The following is a 19,646-nucleotide window of genomic DNA, read 5'->3' as shown; positions in this document are numbered from 1 at the left end:
TTGCCTGCTCTTCTAGCGGTTACGCGTTCTGCGCCAGCAACTGGCGGTCGAGCGCATCGAGCTGCGCCGGCGTCCCGACGTTCTCCCACAGCCCTTCATAAAGCTCGCCGCTTGCGCGCTTCTGCGCAATCGCCTCACGATAATACGGCGTGAGCGCGCGACGCGTGCCCGGCGCGAGATCGCGAAACATCCGCGTGTCGTAGAGCCCGATGTTGCCGAACGTATAGCGCGGAGCGCCTTCCAGTGACAGCACACCGTCGCTGCCCAGCGCGAAATCGCCCTTTGGATGAAACGCGGGATTGGGCACCATCACCAGGTGCATGCCCGGATCAGCCGCTTCGGCGAGCCGTGCGGCGGGCACACGCAGCGCCGCGTAATCGAAGTCGGCGTACACGTCGCCGCTGACGGCCACGAATACTTCCGGCTTGCCCGCGTCTTCGAGCAGCGGCAGCGCCTGCGCAATGCCGCCTGCCGTTTCGAGCGCTTCGTCTTCGGCGGAATAGCGCAGCGAGAGGCCATACCGCGAGCCGTCGCCGAGCGCCGCCTCGATCCGTTCGCCGAGCCACGCATGATTGATCACGATGGTCGTGAATCCGGCGCGCGCGAGCCGTTCGATTTGCCACTCGATCAGCGCCTTGCCGCCGACCTTCAAAAGCGGCTTCGGGCAGGTATCCGTCAGTGGACGCATCCGTTCGCCGCGTCCGGCGGCGAAGATCATCGCTTTGTTCAAGTTTTTCATCCGTCCGTCAGAAGGTGTAGCCGACATCGACGGCGCGGCCTTCGAGGTCATCGAGCAGTTTCGCGAACGGCGCGAGCGGCCGGTAGCGTTCCGCGACCTTGCGCGCATAGCCGATGAAGCGCGGCAGGTCGGCCATGTAATGCGGCTTGCTATCGCGATAGTTGATCCGGCAGAACAGACCGAGCACCTTGATATGCCGTTGCAGGCCCATCCATTCGATCTGGCGATAGAACTCGCCGAAATCGGCATCGACGGGCAAGCCGGCCTTCTTCGCGCGCTCCCAGTAGTACACGAAGCAATCCAGTTCGAACTCTTCGTCCCAGCTGATAAACGCATCGCGCAGCAGCGACGCGACGTCATAGCTGATCGGCCCGTAGACCGCGTCCTGAAAGTCGAGCACGCCCGGGTTCGGGCTCGCGATCATCAGGTTGCGCGGCATGAAATCGCGCAGCATGAAGACTTGCGGCTGTGCTCGCGCACTCGCGATCAGCAGCGCGAACGTGCGGTCGAGCACGCCGCGCGTGTTGTCGTCGACCTCGCGCCCCAGATGCCGGCCGATGAACCACTCGGGCATCAGCTCCATCTCGCGGCGCAGGAACGCTTCGTCGAACGGCGGCAGCACGTCTTCGCGCGAGGCGAGCTGCCAGCGAATCAACGCGTCGAGCGCATCGCGCATCAGTTTTTTCGCGTCGCCGGCGCTGCTTTCCTTGAGCGCGCCGAGATACGACCGCGTGCCCAGGTCCGTCACGAGCATGAAGCCCGCATCGAAATCGACTTCGAGCACGCGCGGCACATGTACGCCCGCGTCGGCCAGCAAACCCGCGACCCGGACGAATTCACGGCATTTTTCGGGCGGCGGCGCATCGACGGCGATCACCGTCGCGCGGGCCGGATCGCTCGCGCCAAGGTCTGCGCCGCTGCCGGCAAGGCGGAAATAGCGGCGAAAGCTGGCATCGGCGGACGCGGGCGCGAGCGTCGCGAGCTCGAGTCCGTAGCGGTCGGCGTGGGTGCGCAGCCATGCGCTCAGAAGATCGAGGCGGTGATCCGCGCGCGAAGCAGCGGAAGTGGCAGAAAAAGCGGAGGAAGCGGGGGGAAGCGTCATGAAATGCTGGTGACAAAATCGGGGTGGGCAACGTCTTGCCATATAATACCCCACGACTTTTTTGACGCGACTCGCGTCAGTTCTCGCGCATCTCCCGGATCGCCCGCCTTACCGCTGCATGAATCGTCAAGCGTTGTGCATTCGAAGCTCGACTGCACAGGCGGCAGCTTGTGATCGATGAACCGGGTGGATGAACTGACCGCAGAGCCGATACGCCAAACGATACATGCCGCCTAACAAGCTTTTCCCGACCACTTCCTCCTCTGACGGCCTGCCACGCAGAAGGCGGCTCGCAGCGGCGCTGGTCGCCGTGCCGGGCCTGCTGCCCGCGCTCTCGCACGCGCAGCTGGCGGGAGAGGCGGCGCAGGCGCAGCCGATAGACGCGCCGTGGGGCCTGCGGCTTGCTCCACAACTCGAAGAACACCCGGCGCCCAATGGTCAGAGTCCCGCGACCTTCGTGCTCGGCGACTCGACCACGGGCACGGCCGACCAGGACATCGCCGCAAAAGGCTCGGCCGAAGTCCGCCGCGGCTATTCGGCGCTCAAGGCGGACGCGCTTCATTACGATCAGGATACGGACATGGCCGACGCTTACGGCAATGTCCATCTGTCGGGCAACGGCAGTGTGTTTACGGGGCCTGAAGCGCACATGAAGGTGGAGTCGAGCGAAGGCTTCATGACCTCGCCGAAGTACCACTTTAACGCGACGGGCGGCTCGGGCAGCGCGGAACGCGTCGATCTGATCGACAACGAGCGCTCGGTGTTCACGCGCGGCACGTACACGGCGTGCCAATGCACGGACGATCCCGCGTGGTACATCAAGGGCAGTGAGTTCGATTTCGATTCGGGCGCCGACGACGGCGTCGCGCACAACGGCGTGCTGTTCTTCCAGGGCGTGCCCGTGTTCGCGAGCCCGTGGCTGTCATTCCCGCTATCAGGCGCGCGGCGCAGCGGCCTGCTGCCGCCGACGGCGTCGCTCAGTTCGACCAACGGCTTCGAGCTGTCGCTGCCGTACTACTTCAACATCGCGCCCAACCGCGATCTGACGCTGACACCGCGCATCCTGTCGAAGCGCGGCGTGCAGACGCAAGCGAATTTCCGCTATCTGTCGCCGACATATAGCGGGTCGATCACGGGCGAGTTCCTGCCCGACGACAAGATCACGAAGACGAACCGCTACGCGCTGTACATCCAGCACAACCAGAACTTCGGTTCGGGCTTCGCCGGGTACATCTACTACAACAAGGTCTCGGACAACACGTATCCGGAAGACCTGGCGTCGACGACGAACCAGTTTCTGAACGGCACGCAACTGCTGTATCAGCAGGAAGCTGGCCTCACGTACAACAACGGTCCGTGGTCCGTGCTCGCGCGCGAGCAGCACTGGCAGACGCTGCCGCCATCCACTGCGCCGTACGGCCGCGAGCCGCAGTTGAACGTGAAGTACAACAAGTACAACGTCGGCGGCTTCGACTTCGGCGCTGAAGCGGACTACACGCGCTTCCGCATCACGACTGCGGACTCGACGGAAGGCGATCGCGTCGTCTTCAATCCGTACCTGTCGTATTCCGTCGTCGGCCCGGGCTACTTCGTCACGCCGAAGGTGCAGTGGCACTTCGCGTCGTACGACCTGAGCAACATCGGCACGGGCGCGCCCGCGGGCCAGCCGAAGAACTTCACGGAATCGGTGCCGACGTTCTCGTTCGATACCGGCCTGATCTTCGACCGCTCGGTACGCATCTTCGGCGAGGACTATATCCAGACGCTGGAGCCGCGTCTGTACTACGTCTACACGCCGTTTCGCAACCAGAACTTCGCGCCGCTGTTCGATACGGCCGAATCGGACTTCGGCCTCGCGGAAATCTTTACGCCGAACACTTTCGTCGGCAACGACCGCATCGCCGATGCAAACCGCCTGACGGCCGCGCTGACGACGCGTTTCCTGAACCCGGCCACGGGCGACGAGCGCGCGCGCTTCGTGATCGCGCAGCAGTACTATTTCCGCGATCAGCGCGTGACGCTGAACCAGTCGCAGACGACCGAGCAGGCGACGCATTCGGACCTGATTCTCGGCGCGTCGCTGAAGCTCGGGGCCGGTTTCGCCTCGGAAACGGCGTTCCAATATAATGCGGACAACAACCAGCTGGTCAAAACCAGCGTCGGCTTCGGGTTCAGCCCGGAGTCCGGCAAAGTCATCAACGTCGGATACCGCTACACGCGCGCCAACACGACGCTGGACAACCAGCCGATCAACCAGCTGCTGATCTCGGGCCAATGGCCGCTGACGCACCGCTTCTACGGCGTCGGGCGGATCAATTACGACCTGAAGGGACATCGCGCCGTCGACGCGCTGCTCGGCGTGCAGTACGACGCGGATTGCTGGACGCTCGGCGTGGGCTTCCAGCGCTACGCAAACGGGATCAACTCGACGGGCGGCCAGACGGCGGGCACGCGGGTGCTTGCGCAGTTGACGTTCAAGGGGCTGTCGAGCGTCGACAACGGGCTGATGTCCGCGTTCCGCGCGAGCGTGGCGGGCTATACGCCGCTGCCGCCACCGCCGCCGCCCGAATCGCAGTTCAACAACTACGAGTGACCGGGGCGCGGACCGGGTCAGGAATGACCGGGTCGCGGATGACGGGGGGCGCGAATGACGGATGTCGCGTCGTTCGCAGAAGGGAAAGGCAACTGTGTTGCATAGGATCGGAGTAAGGCGCCGAAGCGCCAGCTACCGTCGACCGCAACCGCGTTGCATGGGACCAGAGCAAGGCATGGGACGGGAGTACGCGCGAAAGCGGCAACTCCAGTCGACACGCCAACTCTGGTCGACAGACGGGCCGAGCGTGCCCGACATCATTGGAGTATCTGTGGCAATCATGAAAAAGCTTCGCCTGGCAACGTTCGCGACCGGCCTCGCTGCGGCCGCATCCATTCTGTTGGCGGTTCCGGCGCACGCGCAGGCGCTGAACGGCAACAACAACGCGCAACCCGTCGATACGATCGCGGCTGTGGTCAACAACGGCGTCATCACGCAGCGCGAGCTGGACATGCGCGTCGGCCTGATCACGAAGCGGCTGAACCAGCAGCACGCGCCGATTCCGCCCGCCGATCAACTGCGCCAGCAGGTGCTCAACCAGATGGTGCTGGAGCGCATCCAGTTGCAGAAGGCGCGCGAAGACGGCATCACCGTCGACGACGCAACGGTGCAGCGCACGCTCGAACGTCTCGCGCAGGCGAACAACATGCCGCTCGAAATGTACCGCGCGCGCATCGAGGCGCAAGGCGTGCCCTGGACGACCTTCACGGGCGACGCGAAGACGGAGTTGATCCTGTCGCGTCTGCGCGAGAAGGAAGTGGACAGCAAGATCACGGTGTCGGATGCCGAAGTGGCGAACTACATCGCGAGCCAGCGCGGGCCGACGGCGGGTGTCACGTCCGATCTGCACTTCGAGCACATCTTCCTGAAGGCGCCGCTCAACGCATCGCAGACGGACATCGAGGCGGCGCAGGCCAAGGCGAATTCGCTGCTTCAGGAAGCGTCGAACGGCGGCAACTTCGCACGGCTCGCGAAGGCCAATTCGCAGGCGCCGGATGCATCGAAGGGCGGCGACATGGGCTTTCAGCAGCCGTCGAAACTGCCGGCTGAATTCGTGACGGCGGCTTCGACGCTGCGTCCGGGCCAGGTCAATCCGTCCGTGATCCGCACTGGCGACGGTTTCGAGATCGTGCGTCTCGTCGAGCGTCGTTCGGGCCAGGGCGCCACGTCCGCCGATTCGACGAAGCTCGTGCAGACCCACGTGCGCCACATCCTGCTGCGCGTCGGCGAAGGCATGTCGGAACCGCAGGCACGCGAGAAGCTGCTCGAAATCAAGCGCGACATCCAGTCGGGCCAGGGCGACTTCGACAAGTTCGCGCGCACCTACTCGCAGGACGGCTCGTCGTCGCAAGGCGGCGATCTTGGCTGGATCAGCCCGGGCGAGACGGTGCCCGAGTTCGAGCGGGCGATGAACTCGCTGCAGGACGGCCAGATCAGCGAACCCGTGCGAAGCGAATACGGCTACCACCTGATCCAGGTGCTGGGCCGCCGCGAAGCGGAAGGCTCGGTTGCGCAGCAGATGGATCTCGCGCGTCAGGCCATCGGCCAGCGCAAGGCGGAACAGGCATATGCCGACTGGCTGCGTGAACTGCGCGACACCGCGTATGTCGACTACAAGGTAGGCCCTGTCACGGGCACATCGATGCAATAAATTCCGGAGCCGTCATGACCGCTGACCAGTCCTCGAACGCACCGCTGAATATCGCGATTACCACGGGCGAGCCGGCCGGCGTCGGTCCTGAACTGACGGCACTGGCGCTCGCCGCAGCGGGCGCGCACTGGCACGATGCGCATTTCACGGTGCTCGGCGACAGCGGCCTGCTGGCCGAGCGCGCGAAGGCCATCGGGATCGACTGGGCGGCGCAGCAGGGGCGTCGCATCGCGACGCAGCATCACGCGCTCGCCGTGCCGGCGCAGGCGGGCAAGCTCGATGCGAAAAACGGTCCGTACGTGCTCGGCCTGCTCGATGCCGCGATCGACGGCGCGCTTGCCGGCACGTTCGATGCAATCGTCACCGCGCCGCTGCAAAAGAGCACGATCAACGATGCAGGCGTGCCCTTCACCGGCCACACGGAATATCTCGCCGAACGCACGCACACGCCGCGCGTCGTGATGATGCTCGCGGGCACGGGCGCGCGGCCGCTCCGTGTCGCGCTCGCGACCACGCACCTGCCTTTGAAGGACGTGTCGGCGGCATTGACCGTCGATGGGCTCGTCGATACGTTGCGCATCATCGATCACGATCTGCGCCATCATTTCGGCTTGCCCGCGCCGCGCATTCTCGTCACGGGCCTTAATCCGCATGCGGGCGAGAATGGCTATCTCGGCCGCGAGGAGATCGACGTGATTTCGCCCGCGCTGAAGCTGGCCAACGGGCAGGGCATCGACGCGCGCGGCCCGTATCCCGCCGACACGCTGTTCCAGCCGCGCTATCTGAATGAAGCCGATTGCGTGCTCGCGATGTTCCATGACCAGGGCCTGCCCGTGCTCAAATACGCGACGTTCGGCGAGGGCATCAACGTGACGCTGGGCTTGCCCATCATTCGCACTTCCGTCGATCACGGCACGGCGCTCGACCTCGCGGGCACGGGCCGCGCGGACGCGGGCAGCCTGATCGCCGCCATCGACACCGCGGTTTCCATGGCGCGCAACCGCCGCGCCGCGTGATTTTTTCGTAAGCTTCTTCGATGTCCAACAGTTCAAGCAGACAGCACCAGGGCCACTTCGCGCGCAAGCGCTTCGGACAGAATTTTCTCGTCGACCTCGGCATCATCGATTCGATCGTCGACGTGATCCGTCCGCAACGCGGCGAACGCATGGTCGAAATCGGGCCGGGGCTGGGCGCGCTCACCGGGCCGCTGATCGAGCGTCTCGCGACGCCCGAAGCGCCGCTGCATGCCGTCGAACTGGACCGCGATCTGATCGGGCGCCTGAAGAAGAAGTTCGGCGATCTGCTCGAGCTGCACGAAGGCGACGCGCTCGCGTTCGACTTCGGCTCGCTCGCGGCGGAGGGCGACAAGCCGACGCTGCGCATCGTCGGCAATCTGCCGTACAACATTTCCAGTCCGCTGCTGTTTCATCTCGCCACTTTCGCCGGGCGCGTGATCGACCAGCACTTCATGCTGCAGAACGAAGTGGTCGAGCGCATGGTCGCGGAGCCCGGCAGCAAAGCGTTCAGCCGGCTTTCGGTGATGCTGCAGTACCGCTATGTAATCGACAAGCTGCTCGACGTGCCGCCCGAATCGTTCCAGCCGCCGCCGAAAGTGGATTCGGCCATCGTCCGCATGATTCCGTACGCGCCGCACGAACTGCCAGTCGTCGATGAAAAGACGCTCGGCAACCTCGTCACGGCGGCGTTCTCGCAGCGGCGCAAGATGCTGCGCAACACGCTGACGAGCTACCGCGATACCGTCGATTTCGAGGCGCTCGGCTTCGATCTGCAACGCCGCGCCGAAGACGTGCCCGTCGAAGAATATGTGGCCGTCGCGCAGGCCGTTTCGCGCGCAGCGGGCGGCTAGCCGGAGATCATGCAGCGTCCCTCGTTGCATTCGCACGGATCAGTGTAGACAGCCCGCAACACGCGGGCTTTCTTTTATCTTTCTGACGCATCACACAGATTAATCTTACGCATTTGCCTGCGCTCGCCCATTCGCGCCGGCGGCCGCACCGCTTTATGGCTTTCCCTGGCAATTCAATTCGAATGCATGCTGGTTGAGGAGACGGTATGACGATGGTGAGCAAGAGGCTTCTGTTTTGCGCCTGCGCGGCGCTTGCGCCCGTGTTGACGACTACGACGGCGCACGCGCAATCGAGCGTCACGCTATACGGAATCGTTGACGAAAGCGTCCGCTATATGACGCACGTGAACACGAAGGGCGATTCGAGCGTGGGCCTCGGCAACGGCGGCATGTCGGAAAGCCGCTGGGGCTTGCGCGGCGTCGAGGACCTGGGCGGCGGCTGGTCCACCTTCTTCAAGCTTGAAAATCGCATCTTCATCAACAGCGGTCAGAGCGACCCGACTCTGCCGTTCTTCAACGAAGCGCAGATCGGCGTGCAGTCGTCGTCGTATGGCAAGCTGATCTTCGGGCGCATGCCGAATGTGCTGATCGAGGGCATCACGATCGGCGGCTATGGCAGCAATCCGTGGATTCCGTACGACTTCAGCTTCCAGCCGGAAGTGACGATGTCGGGCGGCATCTGGACGAGCAATCAGGTGCAGTATCAGGCGCGTACGCATGACCTGTTGTTCTCGGCGGCCTATGCGTTCGGCGGCGTCGCGGGGCATACGTCGTATGGCTCGCAGTTCGGCGCGGCCGCCGCTTATACGCCGCACGGCGGGCCCGTGAATTTCGGCGGCGCGTACGAGGAGACGCGCGATTCGGTGAACGGAAGCACCGCGAAAGCGTGGACGTTCGGCGCATCGTACACATGGGACCAGACGCGCTTCGCGCTCGGTTATATCGTCAACCGCAACGACCCGGGCTTTTCGAACTTCGCGAACGGTCCGTTCACGGCCCCCGTGCTGGCCGCGCTAAAGTACACCGACTTTTCGCGCCGGCGCATGATACTGGGCGGCATCACGCAGCAGGTGGGCGCCGCATGGCATTTCGCTGCGAACGTGTGGCGGACCTTGCAGGACGGCAAGACGCATGCGCAGGACGGCTCCGCGTGGCAGTATCAACTGGTCGCCGACTACAACCTGTCCAAACGCACGGACGTCTATCTCGAAGCCGATTATGCGTTGTATCGCGGCGACCTGATTGGCGCACAATTGCAGGGCGTCAACGGCGTCGGCCTCGCGCAGAAGGGCTCGCAGATCGGCATGATGGCGGGGCTGCGGCATCTGTTCTGAGCACGCTGCGCACGCGAACGTGGACGACGCCGTGACTTCGCCGTCAGCGAACGCGCGGCTTTTTCTGTACATTGTCGTCCTCGACATCATCAGGCAACAGGGGAGTACACGATGCGCCTTCTTCACACGATGCTTCGAGTCGGCAATCTCGACCGCTCGATCAAGTTCTACACGGAGCTGCTCGGCATGAAAGTGCTGCGCCGCAATGACTATCCGGAAGGCAAGTTCACGCTCGCCTTCGTCGGCTACGAAGATGAAAAAGACGGCACGGTGATCGAGCTCACCCACAACTGGGACACCGAGTCGTACGACATGGGCAACGCATTCGGCCACCTCGCCGTCGAAGTCGACGATGCGTACGCGGCATGTGAGAAGATCAAGCAGCAGGGCGGCACGGTGGTGCGCGAAGCCGGTCCGATGAAGCACGGCACGACTGTCATTGCATTCGTCACCGACCCGGACGGCTACAAGATCGAGTTCATTCAAAAGAAGTCGTGATGTAAAAACGAAAGCGCCGGATGATGAGTCCGGCGCTTTTTGCTTTACAGCGTAGGCAGCAACTCGGGCGGATGATGCTTGAGCGTCTGCCGCGCTTCCTTGAACTCGGGGAAGATCGATTCGACCGTCTGCCAGAAGCGCGGACTGTGGTTCATCTCGCGCAGATGCGCGAGCTCGTGCGCGGCCACATAGTCGATGATCGACAGCGGGAAGTGAATCAGCCGCCAGTTCAGCCGGATCTTGCCGTCGCTCGAACAACTGCCCCAGCGCGTCGCCGCCGATGACAACGCATACGCGCGATACGTGACGCCCAGCTTCTGCGCATACACATCGAGGCGTTCACCGAAGATGCGCTTCGCCTCGCCTTGGAGCCAGCCTTGCACGCGGTCCTTGATCTGCTGCGGATCGGCGTGCGCGGGCAACGGCAGCGCGAGCACATTCTGTTCGGCATCGAATGCGACGAGGCCGTTCGGCGCCGCAAGCGTCACGCGCACGGTCTGTCCGAGATACGGCAGTTCCGCGCCGTCTTTCCAGTCGACGCGCGGCATCACGCGCTGTTCGGTGCGCGTCTGCCATTCGGTGAGCTTCGTGAAAATCCAGCGCTGCTTTTCGGCGATCGCCGTTTCGATGTCCGTGAGCGTGACCCAGCGCGGCGCCGTGATCGTGAGACCCGTGCTGTCGATCGCAAAGCCAATCGAGCGGCGCGACGAGCGCTTCAACGCGTAAAACAACGTGCGCGCGCCGAGCGTGACGCTGCGCAGTTTGGAACCGTCGGGAGCGAGGGGAACGGCGGGCTTGGACTGCGGCGGCGCGGCAGACTGGCCCGGCTCGTCGAAGAGCGGCAGATCGAGTTGCCGGCTATCGAGCGCCGCAGCAGGCTGCGGCTTTGGAGACTTCTGCATCGGACTCACTTCGCGCTGATACGTCGGGCAAGGCACGCGTGTTGCACATGCCTGTTGCGGCGTGGCGCGTCAGATACGGGCGGCGGCGGGCGTATTCTGCTCGACACCGTAGGCGGCTGGATCGATGCGGCGCATTTCGGCTTCGATCCACGTTTCGACGCGCGTGTTCACTTCGTCGGGCGTGAGCCCGGTGGTGTCGATCGGTTTGCCGATCGACACTGTGACTATACCCGGATATTTCGTAAACGAGTTGCGTGGCCACACGCGTCCCGCGTTGTGCGCAATGGGAACGACGACGGCGCCCGTCGCGACCGCGAAGCGCGCGCCGCCCGTCTTGTACTTGCCCTGCTTGCCCGTCGGCGTGCGCGTGCCTTCGGGGAACATGATGACCCATGCGCCTTCCGACATGCGGCGCGCGCCCTGCCTCGTCACCGACGCAAACGCGTTCTTGCCTTCCTTGCGGTCGATGTGAATCATCTTCAGCATGCCGAGTGTCCAGCCGAAGAACGGCACGTACAGCAATTCGCGCTTGAATACATAGCACAGCGGTCGCGGCATCAGCGCGGGGAACGCGACCGTCTCCCACGCGGACTGATGCTTCGACAGCAGCACAGCCGGACCGCGCGGCAGATTCTCCATGCCTTGCACTTCGTAGCGGATGCCGTTGAGCACGCGCACGACGGCGAGCGTCACGCGGCACCAGCCGACAGCCATCCAGTAGCGGTTGTCGGCGCGCATGAACGGAAACGCGAAGAAGCACGCGGTCGCGTACGGAATCGTGAAGACCGCGAAGAAGATCAGCAGCAACAGCGATCGGATGAAGCGCATCGGTGTGGTCGGTGAGATGAGGGCGCGCTCGTGCGCGTCATTCTTGTTCTTCGGCGAGGAAGTCGAGCGCGAAGGCGCGCAAGTCGTCGTGCACGCGCGTGCCTTCGGGCAGGCCGCCTGCCGCGAGCGTCTTCTTGCCCTTGCCCGTCAGCACCAGATGCGGGATGAAACCGAGCGCGGCGGCCGCCTGCAGATCGCGCAGCGAATCGCCGACTGCGGGCGTTTCGGACGGCTCGATCTCGAAGCGCTCGGCAATCAGCTTCAGCATGCCGGGCTTCGGCTTGCGGCACTCGCAGTGATCTTCCGCCGTGTGTGGGCAGAAGAACACCGCGTCGATGCGCGCGCCAACAGCCGCTGCCGCGCGATGCATCTTCAGATGCATTGCGTTGAGCGCGTTCATGTCGAACAGACCACGGCCGATGCCCGACTGGTTCGTCGCGATGGCCACGCGATAACCGGCCTGATTCAGCCGCGCGATCGCTTCGAGGCTGCCGGGCAGGGCAACCCACTCGTCGGGCGACTTGATGTACGCGTCCGAGTCGACGTTGATCACGCCGTCCCTGTCGAGCACCACGAGTTTCTTTGCGCTAATCGGCATGATGTGGTGCTCAGGCGGCGAGGCGAGAAATATCGGCGACGCAGTTCATCTGCTGATGCAGCGCGCCGAGCAGCGCGAGACGATTCGCGCGCAGCGCCGGATCTTCGGCATTGACCATCACGTCGTTGAAGAACGTATCGACGGGTTCGCGCAGCGCCGCGAGCGCCGACAGCGCGCCCGTGTACTGACGCTCGGCCAGTTGCGACTGCACGCGCGGCGTGACCTGTTCGAGTTGCGCATGCAGTGCCTTTTCGGCCGCTTCGACGAGCAGCGCGATATCCACGCCGTCGACCTTCGCGCCTTCCGACTTCTTCAGGATGTTCGAGATGCGCTTGTTCGCGGCCGCAAGCGATGCTGCTTCGGCGAGCGCAGCGAATTCGCGCACGGCATCCAGACGCGCGACGATGTCGTCGAAGCGCGTCGGGTTCAGCGCGAGCACGGCATCGACTTCGCCGACGGCATAGCCGCGCTCGCGCAGCAGGCCGCGCAGACGGTCGATGCAGAACTCGTAGATCGCTTGCGTCGAATCGGCGACATTCGGCACGTTCGTGAATTGTGAGTAAGCGGCGCGCAGCAGCTCGACGAGATCGATGGGCAACTGCTTCTCGACGAGAATGCGCAGCACGCCGAGCGCGTGACGGCGCAGCGCGAACGGATCTTTTTCGCCCGTAGGCTGAAGGCCGATGCCCCAGATGCCGACGATCGTTTCGAGCTTGTCGGCGAGCGCGACGACCGTTCCCGTCGCCGTCGACGGCAATGCGTCGCCGGAGAAGCGCGGCTGATAGTGTTCCGTGCACGCGAGCGCGACTTCTTCCGGCTCGCCGTCGTGGCGCGCGTAGTACGTGCCCATCGTGCCTTGCAGCTCGGGGAATTCGCCGACCATGTCGGTCAGCAGGTCGGCCTTCGCGAGATGCGCGCCGCGCTTCGCGAGCGCGACGTCCGCGCCGATCATCTGCGCAATCGCAGCAGACAGCGCTTCGACGCGCTCGACGCGTTGCAGCGCCGAGCCGAGCTTGTTGTGATAGACGACGTTCGCAAGTCGCGGCACGCGCTCGGCGAGCGGCTTCTTCTTGTCGTGCTCGAAGAAGAACTTCGCGTCGGCGAGACGCGGACGCACGACACGCTCGTTGCCTTCGACGATCTCGACAGGCGTCTTCGTCTCGATGTTCGACACGATCAGAAAGCGCGAGCGCAGCTTGCCGTTCGCATCGGTGAGCGCGAAATACTTCTGGTTCGTCTGCATCGTGAGGATCAGGCATTCCTGCGGCACTTGCAGGAACTCGTCCTCGAACTTGCACGCGTAGACGACGGGCCATTCGACCAGCGACGTCACTTCGTCGAGCAGCGACTCGGGCATCACCACCTGGTCGCCGTTCGCGTGCGCGAGCAGATGCGTGCGAATCGCTTCCTTGCGGTCCGCGAAATTCGGCACCACGTGGCCCTTGTGCATCAGCGTCTCGGCGTAATGATCCGCGTGCTGGATCTGCACGTAGCCTTCGGACAGGAAGCGATGGCCGAGCGTCGTATCGTCGGCGTCGATGCCGAACGCGGTGACGGGCACGACTTGGTTGTCATGCAGCACTGTGAGGCGATGCACGGGGCGCACGAACTGCACGTTCGAGCCGTCCGGGCGCTGATATGTCATGACCTTCGGAATGGGCAGCTTCGCGAGCGTTTCGTCGAGCGCCGCTTGCAGTCCTTCGGCGAGCGTCGCGCCGGGCGCCGCGTAGCGCAGGAAGAACGCTTCGGCCTTGCCGTCGTTCGCGCGTTCGAGATCGCTCACCGAGAAATCGGGGAAGCCGAGCGCCGCGAGCTTCTTCGCGAGCGGCGGCGTGGGCTGGCCGTTTGCATCGAGCGCGACGGAGACGGGCAGCACTTTTTCGCGCACGTGTTTTTCCGGCGCGACAGTGCGCACGTTCTTCACGGCCACGGCGAGACGGCGCGGCGTGGCGTAACGCTGGAACGACAGTTCGCCTTCGATCAGATCGCGCGCGGCGAGGCGTTGCGCGAGGCCTTCCGCGAACGCATCGCCAAGACGCGCGAGCGCTTTGGGCGGCAGTTCCTCGGTCAGCAGTTCGACGAGCAGGGTGGCTTGATGGGATTGCGTCATGTCTTCTTGGTCTCGTCAGTCCTGATCGATCTTGCGTTCGACTTTGAGCGGCGGCGCCCACGCGGGCAGCGCGGCGTCCTGTTCGTCGGTGGTGAGGCCGGGCACGCGGTGCACGGGATTGCCGAGCATCGGGAAGCCGAGCTTTTCGCGCGAGTCGTAATACGCTTGCGCAACGAGGCGCGACAGCGCGCGAATGCGGCCGATGTAAGCCGCGCGCTCCGTCACCGAGATCGCGCCGCGCGCGTCGAGCAGGTTGAATGTGTGAGCGGCCTTCAGCACGAGCTCGTAAGCGGGCAGCGCGAGCGGCACTTCGATCATGCGCTTCGCTTCGCTCTCGTAGCTGTTGAAGAACGTGAACAGCAAGTCGGTGTTGGCCTGTTCGAAGTTGTACGTCGACTGCTCGACTTCGTTCTGGTGATACACGTCGCCGTACGTGAGGCGGCGCAGTTCGGGACCGTTCGGGCCTTCTTCTTCCCACTCGGTCCAGATCAGGTCATAGACGTTCTCGACCTTCTGCAGATACATCGCGAGACGTTCGAGACCGTAGGTGATTTCGCCGAGCACCGGCTTGCAGTCGAGTCCGCCCACCTGCTGGAAGTACGTGAACTGCGTCACTTCCATGCCGTTCAGCCACACTTCCCAGCCGAGACCCCATGCGCCGAGCGTCGGATTTTCCCAATCGTCCTCGACGAAGCGCACGTCGTTCTGCTTCAGGTCGAAGCCAAGCGCTTCGAGCGATCCGAGGTACAGGTCGAGGATGTTTTCCGGCGCGGGCTTCAGCACCACCTGATACTGGTAGTAGTGCTGCAGGCGGTTCGGATTCTCGCCGTAGCGGCCGTCTTTCGGGCGGCGCGACGGCTGGACGTACGCAGCGCGCCACGGCTCGGGGCCGATCGCGCGCAGGAACGTATGGACGTGGGACGTGCCCGCGCCGACTTCCATGTCGATCGGCTGGAGCAGCGCGCAACCCTGCTTGTCCCAATAGGATTGCAGCGTCAGGATGATTTGCTGAAACGTGAGCATGAAGAGCCTTGAAGGTGCCTTTCAGGCAGGACGCGGATGCCGTGCGGCTGGCGTGACGCGATGACCTTGCTGGCCATCGATCAATCAGCCGGCCGGTTGCGCGGCCCAGTGCTGTAAAACCCTGAATTTTACCGGATTGCCGGTGGCTTGAGACTTTCTGGGGCCTGGTGATTGCCTGGTGGCTCAGCGGGGGCGCGCCGTTGTGCTTGTTGTCGTTGCGCCGCCCGTTGTTCCGAGCCTGTCAGGCGTCGCGATTGCGCTTTGCGTCGCCGCTCGCGCCGTTCTTGCCGTTTTTGCCGTTCGACCGCGCGCGGCCCGGACCGAACGCAAAACCGAACGCGAGGAACAGCAGCGATACCGCGAGCACCGTGTTGTTGCCGCTCGTCACATACGGCGTTTTGCCCGTGGTGCCCTGAACGACGGCCTCGATCGACCCTTCCGTGAACGTCGGCAGACGCGCGATCACGTTGCCGCGCGCGTCGATGGCGGCCGTCGCGCCTGTGTTCGTCGCGCGCAGCATCGGGCGGCCCGTTTCGAGCGAGCGCATGCGCGCGATCTGCAAGTGCTGATCGAGCGCGATCGTGTTGCCGAACCACGCGAGATTCGTCGAATTGACGAGCACGCCCGCGGGCGTGTCGCTCTCGCGCACCGTGCGCGCGATTTCCTCGCCGAAGATGTCCTCGTAGCAGATATCGACGGCGATGGGCTGGTTGTGCACGACGAACGGCTTCTGCACGGGCGCGCCGCGCGCAAAATCGCCGAGAGGAATCTTCATCAGGTTCACGAACCAGCGAAAGCCCCACGGCACGAACTCGCCGAAGGGCACGAGATGATGCTTGTCGTAACGGTACACGCCCGCCTCGCCCGGCGTGATACCGAACAGGCTGTTCGTGTAGTCGACGACGTGGCCCTCCGCCGTGATCGTGCCGCCGATCGCGCCGAACAGGATCGACGTATTCGTCGAATCGGCGAAACGGCGCACGGCCACCGCGAACGACTCGGGAATGGCTTGCGCGAGCACGGGAATCGCGGTTTCCGGCGTGACGACGAGATCGGCGGGCTTCGCGGTGATCATCCGTTCGTATTCGTCGATCGCGGCCTTCACGCCCGACTCTTCGAACTTCATGTCCTGCTTCACGTTGCCTTGCAGCAGCCGCACGGTCAGCGGCGCATTGGCGGGCGTCGTCCATGAGACGAGCGGCAGCAGCAGGCCCGCTGCGATCAGCGCGACGGCGATCGCGGCGGGCGTGACGACGCGGCTGGTACGCTGCGCAGCCTTCGCATCGCCGTTCGACGCCGCGCGCGAGCGCAGCACGGCCTGCGCGATCAGCGCGGCGGCGAGCGCCATCACCCAGCCGACACCGTATACGCCCGCAATCGGCGAGAATCCGGCAAACGGCCCGTCGACCTGCGCATAACCGCTCGCGAGCCACGGAAAGCCGGTGAACACCGTGCCCCGCAGCCATTCGCCGACGGCCCACGCGCTCGCGAAGGCGAACGCGCCGTGCCACGTCGGCGAAAACGGCTGGAGGTCGGCGAGCTTGCCGTTGCGCGCATGTCCCGCGCAGAACGACCAGATGCCGGCGGCGAGCGCCGGATAGATGGCCAGATACAGCGAGAACAGCACGAGCGCCGCGCCCGCGAGCGGCGCGGCCATTCCGCCGTAGAAGTGCATGCTCACGTACAGCCACCACACGCCCGTCACGTAGTTGCCGAAGCCGAACGCGAAGCCGGTGAGGGCGGCGCTCCTCCAGCCTGTCGTGCGCGTGAGCCACGCGAAGAAGAAAGCGAAGATCGCCAGTTCGAGCCAGCCGCCGTGCGGCGTCGGCGCGAACGACAGCGTGTTGAGCGCGCCGACTGCGGCGGCCGTGAGGTAGTGCCACCACGGCAGCACCCGTGCGCCTCTATCGGCTGCGTCGGGTGTCACGCCGCGGCGCAGACGGGAAGTGATCGGGTCGGCCATTGTTGCGTGGTCGGCTTGATGAGAACTGTGGAAATCAGGTTTGCACGTGCCGGGCGTCGCGTTCGCGCTGTCCGGCGAGCGGATCGCGGCGCACGAGCAGCATGTGGATCTGCCGCGCGTCGGCGCGCAGCACTTCGAAGATCAGCTCGTCGATCTTCACCTTCTCGCCGCGATGCGGCACGCGTCCGAAATGGTGCGTGACGAGTCCGCCGATTGTGTCGACTTCCTCGTCGGAGAAGTGGGTGCCGAACTCTTCGTTGAACTGCTCGATCTCGGTCAGCGCGCGCACGCGGAAACGGCCGTCCGGCGACGCGATGATGTTGCCGCTTTCCTCGTCGAAATCGTATTCGTCTTCGATGTCGCCGACGATCTGCTCCAGCACGTCCTCGATCGTGATGACGCCCGCGACGCCGCCGTATTCGTCGACGACGATCGCGATGTGGTTGCGGTTCACGCGGAAGTCGTGCAGCAAGACATTGAGGCGCTTCGATTCGGGGATGAACACGGCAGGGCGCAGCATGCCGCGCACGTCGGCTTCTTCTTCGGCGTAGTAGCGCAGCAGGTCTTTCGCGAGCAGCACGCCGATCACGTTGTCGCGGTTGCCCTCGTACACGGGGTAGCGCGAGTGCGCCTTTTCCAGCATGTAGGGGATGAATTCGTCGGGGGAGTCCGCGATGTTGATCGCGTCCATTTGCGCGCGCGGAATCATGATGTCGCGTGCGCATAGCTCGGAAACTTGGAACACGCCTTCGATCATCGACAAGGAATCGGCGTCGATCAGATTGCGCTCGTGCGCGTCTTGCAGGATTTCGAGGAGTTCGCCGCGAGAATCGGGCTCGGGCGAGATGAAATCGGTCAATCGCTCAAGGAGCGAGCGTTTTTCATGGGGTTTGTCGCTGGTATGGCGTCGACTGGGATACGTGTCGTTCATGGTGGTGCGCCCCAAAAGCCGGGCGCGCTGTTGCAGAGCGTTAAGGATACACCACGCTCATGGCAGGACCGTGTCCCGGCACACGAGGCGGTGCAAAGCGCAGTTCCCGGCGCGCGGTTGTTGCCGGTTGATGGCAAAGACGTCCCGCGGGGCGACGCTCGCTTTTATCCTAACTGATATCGCAGCGCCGGGGGGCGCATGGTCAAAATTGTCGGCGCTTCCTTTCGGCAGCCTTGGCATGCGTGCATTTTTGGCGTGCATTTTCGGCGCGCGGCGGCGCAGCGCTTACTTGCGGCAACGCGCAAGCAATGCCTCGAGCGCGCGATCGGGCATGCCGCTTTCGCGCAGCGCTTCGACGGTGCGGCTCACGTAGTCGAGGGTCGTGCCGTAGCGTCCGGACGCGCAGCCGAGCACCGTTCTCACCACTTCGTCGGAAAGCTTGCCCGTGTACGACGGCACGTCGCGGCGCATCACGAACGCGAGCGCTTCGATGCGCCGCCCGTCGCCGAGCGCGCACGGCAGCCATGCGGGACGGTACGAGCCCATCGCCATTTCGCGGCGCCATAGCGCTTCGAGATGCGGCATCGCGCCTTGCGCAGCGAGCCGAAACGCGATGCCGCTGCACGAGCCGCCGCGATCGAGCGCGAGCACGAGGCCCGGTTGCTCCGGCGTGCCGCGATTGACGCGCGACCACAGATACAGCCCGCGGTGATAGCCGTGCACGCGCGAGCGCATCGCTTCGACGGTGGGCAAGCCCGGGTTCCAGATCAGCGAGCCGTAGCCGAAGAGCCACAGGTCGCGCTTGCCGTCCCAGTCGCGCAGGGAGCAATCGAGCGACGCGCGCAACTCATCGTCCGTCAGCAGGCGCGACTCGCCGAGCGACGGCGGATAGCCGGTGCAGGGCGGAGGCGGCGTCGGTGACGAAAGGGGCTGGCTCACGTGGGTTTTGGATCGATGGGCGGCTGGACTGGATTTCAGAGCCGGCGATCTGCGGGACGATCTGTCGATGCCGGCTCTGTCGCCTGATGCTGAGTGCTGTCGAGCGTCATTCGTACGGATCGGGGAAGCCGAGCTTGCCGAGCACCTCGGTTTCGATCGCTTCCATCTCTTCGGCTTCGTCCTCTTGCTCGTGGTCGTAGCCCTGGGCGTGCAGCGTGCCGTGGACGAGCAGATGCGCGTAGTGCGCTTCGAGCGGCTTGCCCTGTTCGTTCGCTTCTTTCTCGACGACGGGGCAGCACAGGATCAGATCGCCCGTCACGGGATCGTCTTCCGATTCCGCGTACGCGAAGGTCAGCACATTGGTCGCGTAGTCCTTGCCGCGATACCTGCGGTTCAGCGTGCGGCCTTCGTCCGCGTCGACGAAGCGCACGGTCAGCTCGGCGTCGGCGAAAAGCGCCGCCTTGATCCACGCGGCGACGGTTGCCTTGGGCAACAGCGCCTTGTGCTCCGGCCACGCTTTTCCAGCGGGAAATTGCAGGTTCAGCGACAGTTTCGGGGCGCGGCTCAT

17 protein-coding genes are annotated in these 19,646 nt (G+C 64.4%); 6 read left to right on the top strand and 11 right to left on the bottom strand.

Going from position 1 to position 19,646, the window contains the following annotated elements; all coding sequences use genetic code 11:
* Positions 1-19: 19 nt before the first annotated feature.
* Together murU and BN2476_RS10405 are read right to left on the bottom strand one after the other, a co-directional pair.
* Positions 20-739 carry an N-acetylmuramate alpha-1-phosphate uridylyltransferase MurU gene (murU, locus tag BN2476_RS10410; protein ID WP_235850787.1) on the bottom strand — a complete coding sequence of 240 codons (720 nt, stop codon included), beginning with the start codon at positions 737-739 and terminating at the stop codon, positions 20-22.
* Positions 740-746: 7 nt separating this feature from the next.
* The gene (locus BN2476_RS10405; protein WP_087734075.1) at positions 747-1,841 is read right to left on the bottom strand and encodes an aminoglycoside phosphotransferase family protein; all 1,095 of its coding nucleotides are present in this window, start codon (positions 1,839-1,841) and stop codon (positions 747-749) included.
* A gap of 226 nt (positions 1,842-2,067) precedes the next feature.
* Between BN2476_RS10405 and BN2476_RS10400 the strand changes: the two genes are divergently transcribed.
* From BN2476_RS10400 to gloA, 6 genes are all read left to right on the top strand, one after another.
* Positions 2,068-4,434, top strand: a complete 2,367-nt coding sequence (locus BN2476_RS10400; RefSeq protein WP_087734074.1) for an LPS-assembly protein LptD — start codon at positions 2,068-2,070, stop codon at positions 4,432-4,434.
* Between the two features lie 271 nt (positions 4,435-4,705).
* The gene (locus BN2476_RS10395; RefSeq protein WP_087734073.1) at positions 4,706-6,085 is read left to right on the top strand and encodes a peptidylprolyl isomerase; all 1,380 of its coding nucleotides are present in this window, start codon (positions 4,706-4,708) and stop codon (positions 6,083-6,085) included.
* 14 nt (positions 6,086-6,099) lie between these two features.
* Positions 6,100-7,101 (top strand): 4-hydroxythreonine-4-phosphate dehydrogenase PdxA, encoded by a 1,002-nt coding sequence (gene pdxA / locus BN2476_RS10390; protein WP_087734072.1) that lies wholly within the window; start codon positions 6,100-6,102, stop codon positions 7,099-7,101.
* 20 nt (positions 7,102-7,121) lie between these two features.
* The gene (rsmA, locus tag BN2476_RS10385) at positions 7,122-7,952 is read left to right on the top strand and encodes a 16S rRNA (adenine(1518)-N(6)/adenine(1519)-N(6))-dimethyltransferase RsmA (protein ID WP_087734071.1); all 831 of its coding nucleotides are present in this window, start codon (positions 7,122-7,124) and stop codon (positions 7,950-7,952) included.
* A gap of 206 nt (positions 7,953-8,158) precedes the next feature.
* Positions 8,159-9,286 carry a porin gene (locus BN2476_RS10380; RefSeq protein WP_087734070.1) on the top strand — a complete coding sequence of 376 codons (1,128 nt, stop codon included), beginning with the start codon at positions 8,159-8,161 and terminating at the stop codon, positions 9,284-9,286.
* Between the two features lie 111 nt (positions 9,287-9,397).
* Positions 9,398-9,784, top strand: coding sequence for a lactoylglutathione lyase (gene gloA / locus BN2476_RS10375; protein ID WP_087734069.1), 387 nt, complete (start codon positions 9,398-9,400; stop codon positions 9,782-9,784).
* A gap of 44 nt (positions 9,785-9,828) precedes the next feature.
* On the opposite strand, the gene BN2476_RS10370 is transcribed toward gloA, so the two are convergent.
* The 9 genes from BN2476_RS10370 to ybeY form a co-directional block, all read right to left on the bottom strand.
* Entirely contained in the window at positions 9,829-10,686 is an 858-nt protein-coding gene (locus BN2476_RS10370) for a M48 family metallopeptidase (protein WP_087734068.1), read from the bottom strand.
* A gap of 69 nt (positions 10,687-10,755) precedes the next feature.
* A complete protein-coding gene (locus tag BN2476_RS10365; protein WP_087734067.1) occupies positions 10,756-11,514 on the bottom strand; it encodes a lysophospholipid acyltransferase family protein in 759 nt (252 codons plus the stop codon).
* 37 nt (positions 11,515-11,551) lie between these two features.
* On the bottom strand, positions 11,552-12,112 hold the full coding sequence (gene gmhB, locus BN2476_RS10360) for a D-glycero-beta-D-manno-heptose 1,7-bisphosphate 7-phosphatase (RefSeq protein WP_087734066.1): 561 nt from the start codon (positions 12,110-12,112) through the stop codon (positions 11,552-11,554).
* A 10-nt stretch (positions 12,113-12,122) separates the two neighbouring features.
* Entirely contained in the window at positions 12,123-14,222 is a 2,100-nt protein-coding gene (gene glyS / locus BN2476_RS10355) for a glycine--tRNA ligase subunit beta (protein WP_087734065.1), read from the bottom strand.
* 15 nt (positions 14,223-14,237) lie between these two features.
* On the bottom strand, positions 14,238-15,245 hold the full coding sequence (gene glyQ / locus BN2476_RS10350; protein WP_087734064.1) for a glycine--tRNA ligase subunit alpha: 1,008 nt from the start codon (positions 15,243-15,245) through the stop codon (positions 14,238-14,240).
* 241 nt (positions 15,246-15,486) lie between these two features.
* On the bottom strand, positions 15,487-17,208 hold the full coding sequence (gene lnt, locus BN2476_RS10345; protein ID WP_087734063.1) for an apolipoprotein N-acyltransferase: 1,722 nt from the start codon (positions 17,206-17,208) through the stop codon (positions 15,487-15,489).
* Between the two features lie 34 nt (positions 17,209-17,242).
* Entirely contained in the window at positions 17,243-18,139 is an 897-nt protein-coding gene (locus BN2476_RS10340; RefSeq protein WP_087734062.1) for a CorC family transporter, read from the bottom strand.
* 285 nt (positions 18,140-18,424) lie between these two features.
* The gene (locus BN2476_RS10335) at positions 18,425-19,078 is read right to left on the bottom strand and encodes a gamma-glutamylcyclotransferase (RefSeq protein ID WP_087734061.1); all 654 of its coding nucleotides are present in this window, start codon (positions 19,076-19,078) and stop codon (positions 18,425-18,427) included.
* 106 nt (positions 19,079-19,184) lie between these two features.
* Complete coding sequence (ybeY, locus tag BN2476_RS10330; RefSeq protein ID WP_087734060.1) at positions 19,185-19,646, bottom strand: rRNA maturation RNase YbeY; 462 nt, start codon at positions 19,644-19,646, stop codon at positions 19,185-19,187.

This window comes from Paraburkholderia piptadeniae (assembly GCF_900007165.1).
GTDB lineage: Bacteria > Pseudomonadota > Gammaproteobacteria > Burkholderiales > Burkholderiaceae > Paraburkholderia > Paraburkholderia piptadeniae.
Note: the sequence above shows the minus strand (reverse complement) of the source record. Positions and strands in the feature narration are given on the sequence as shown.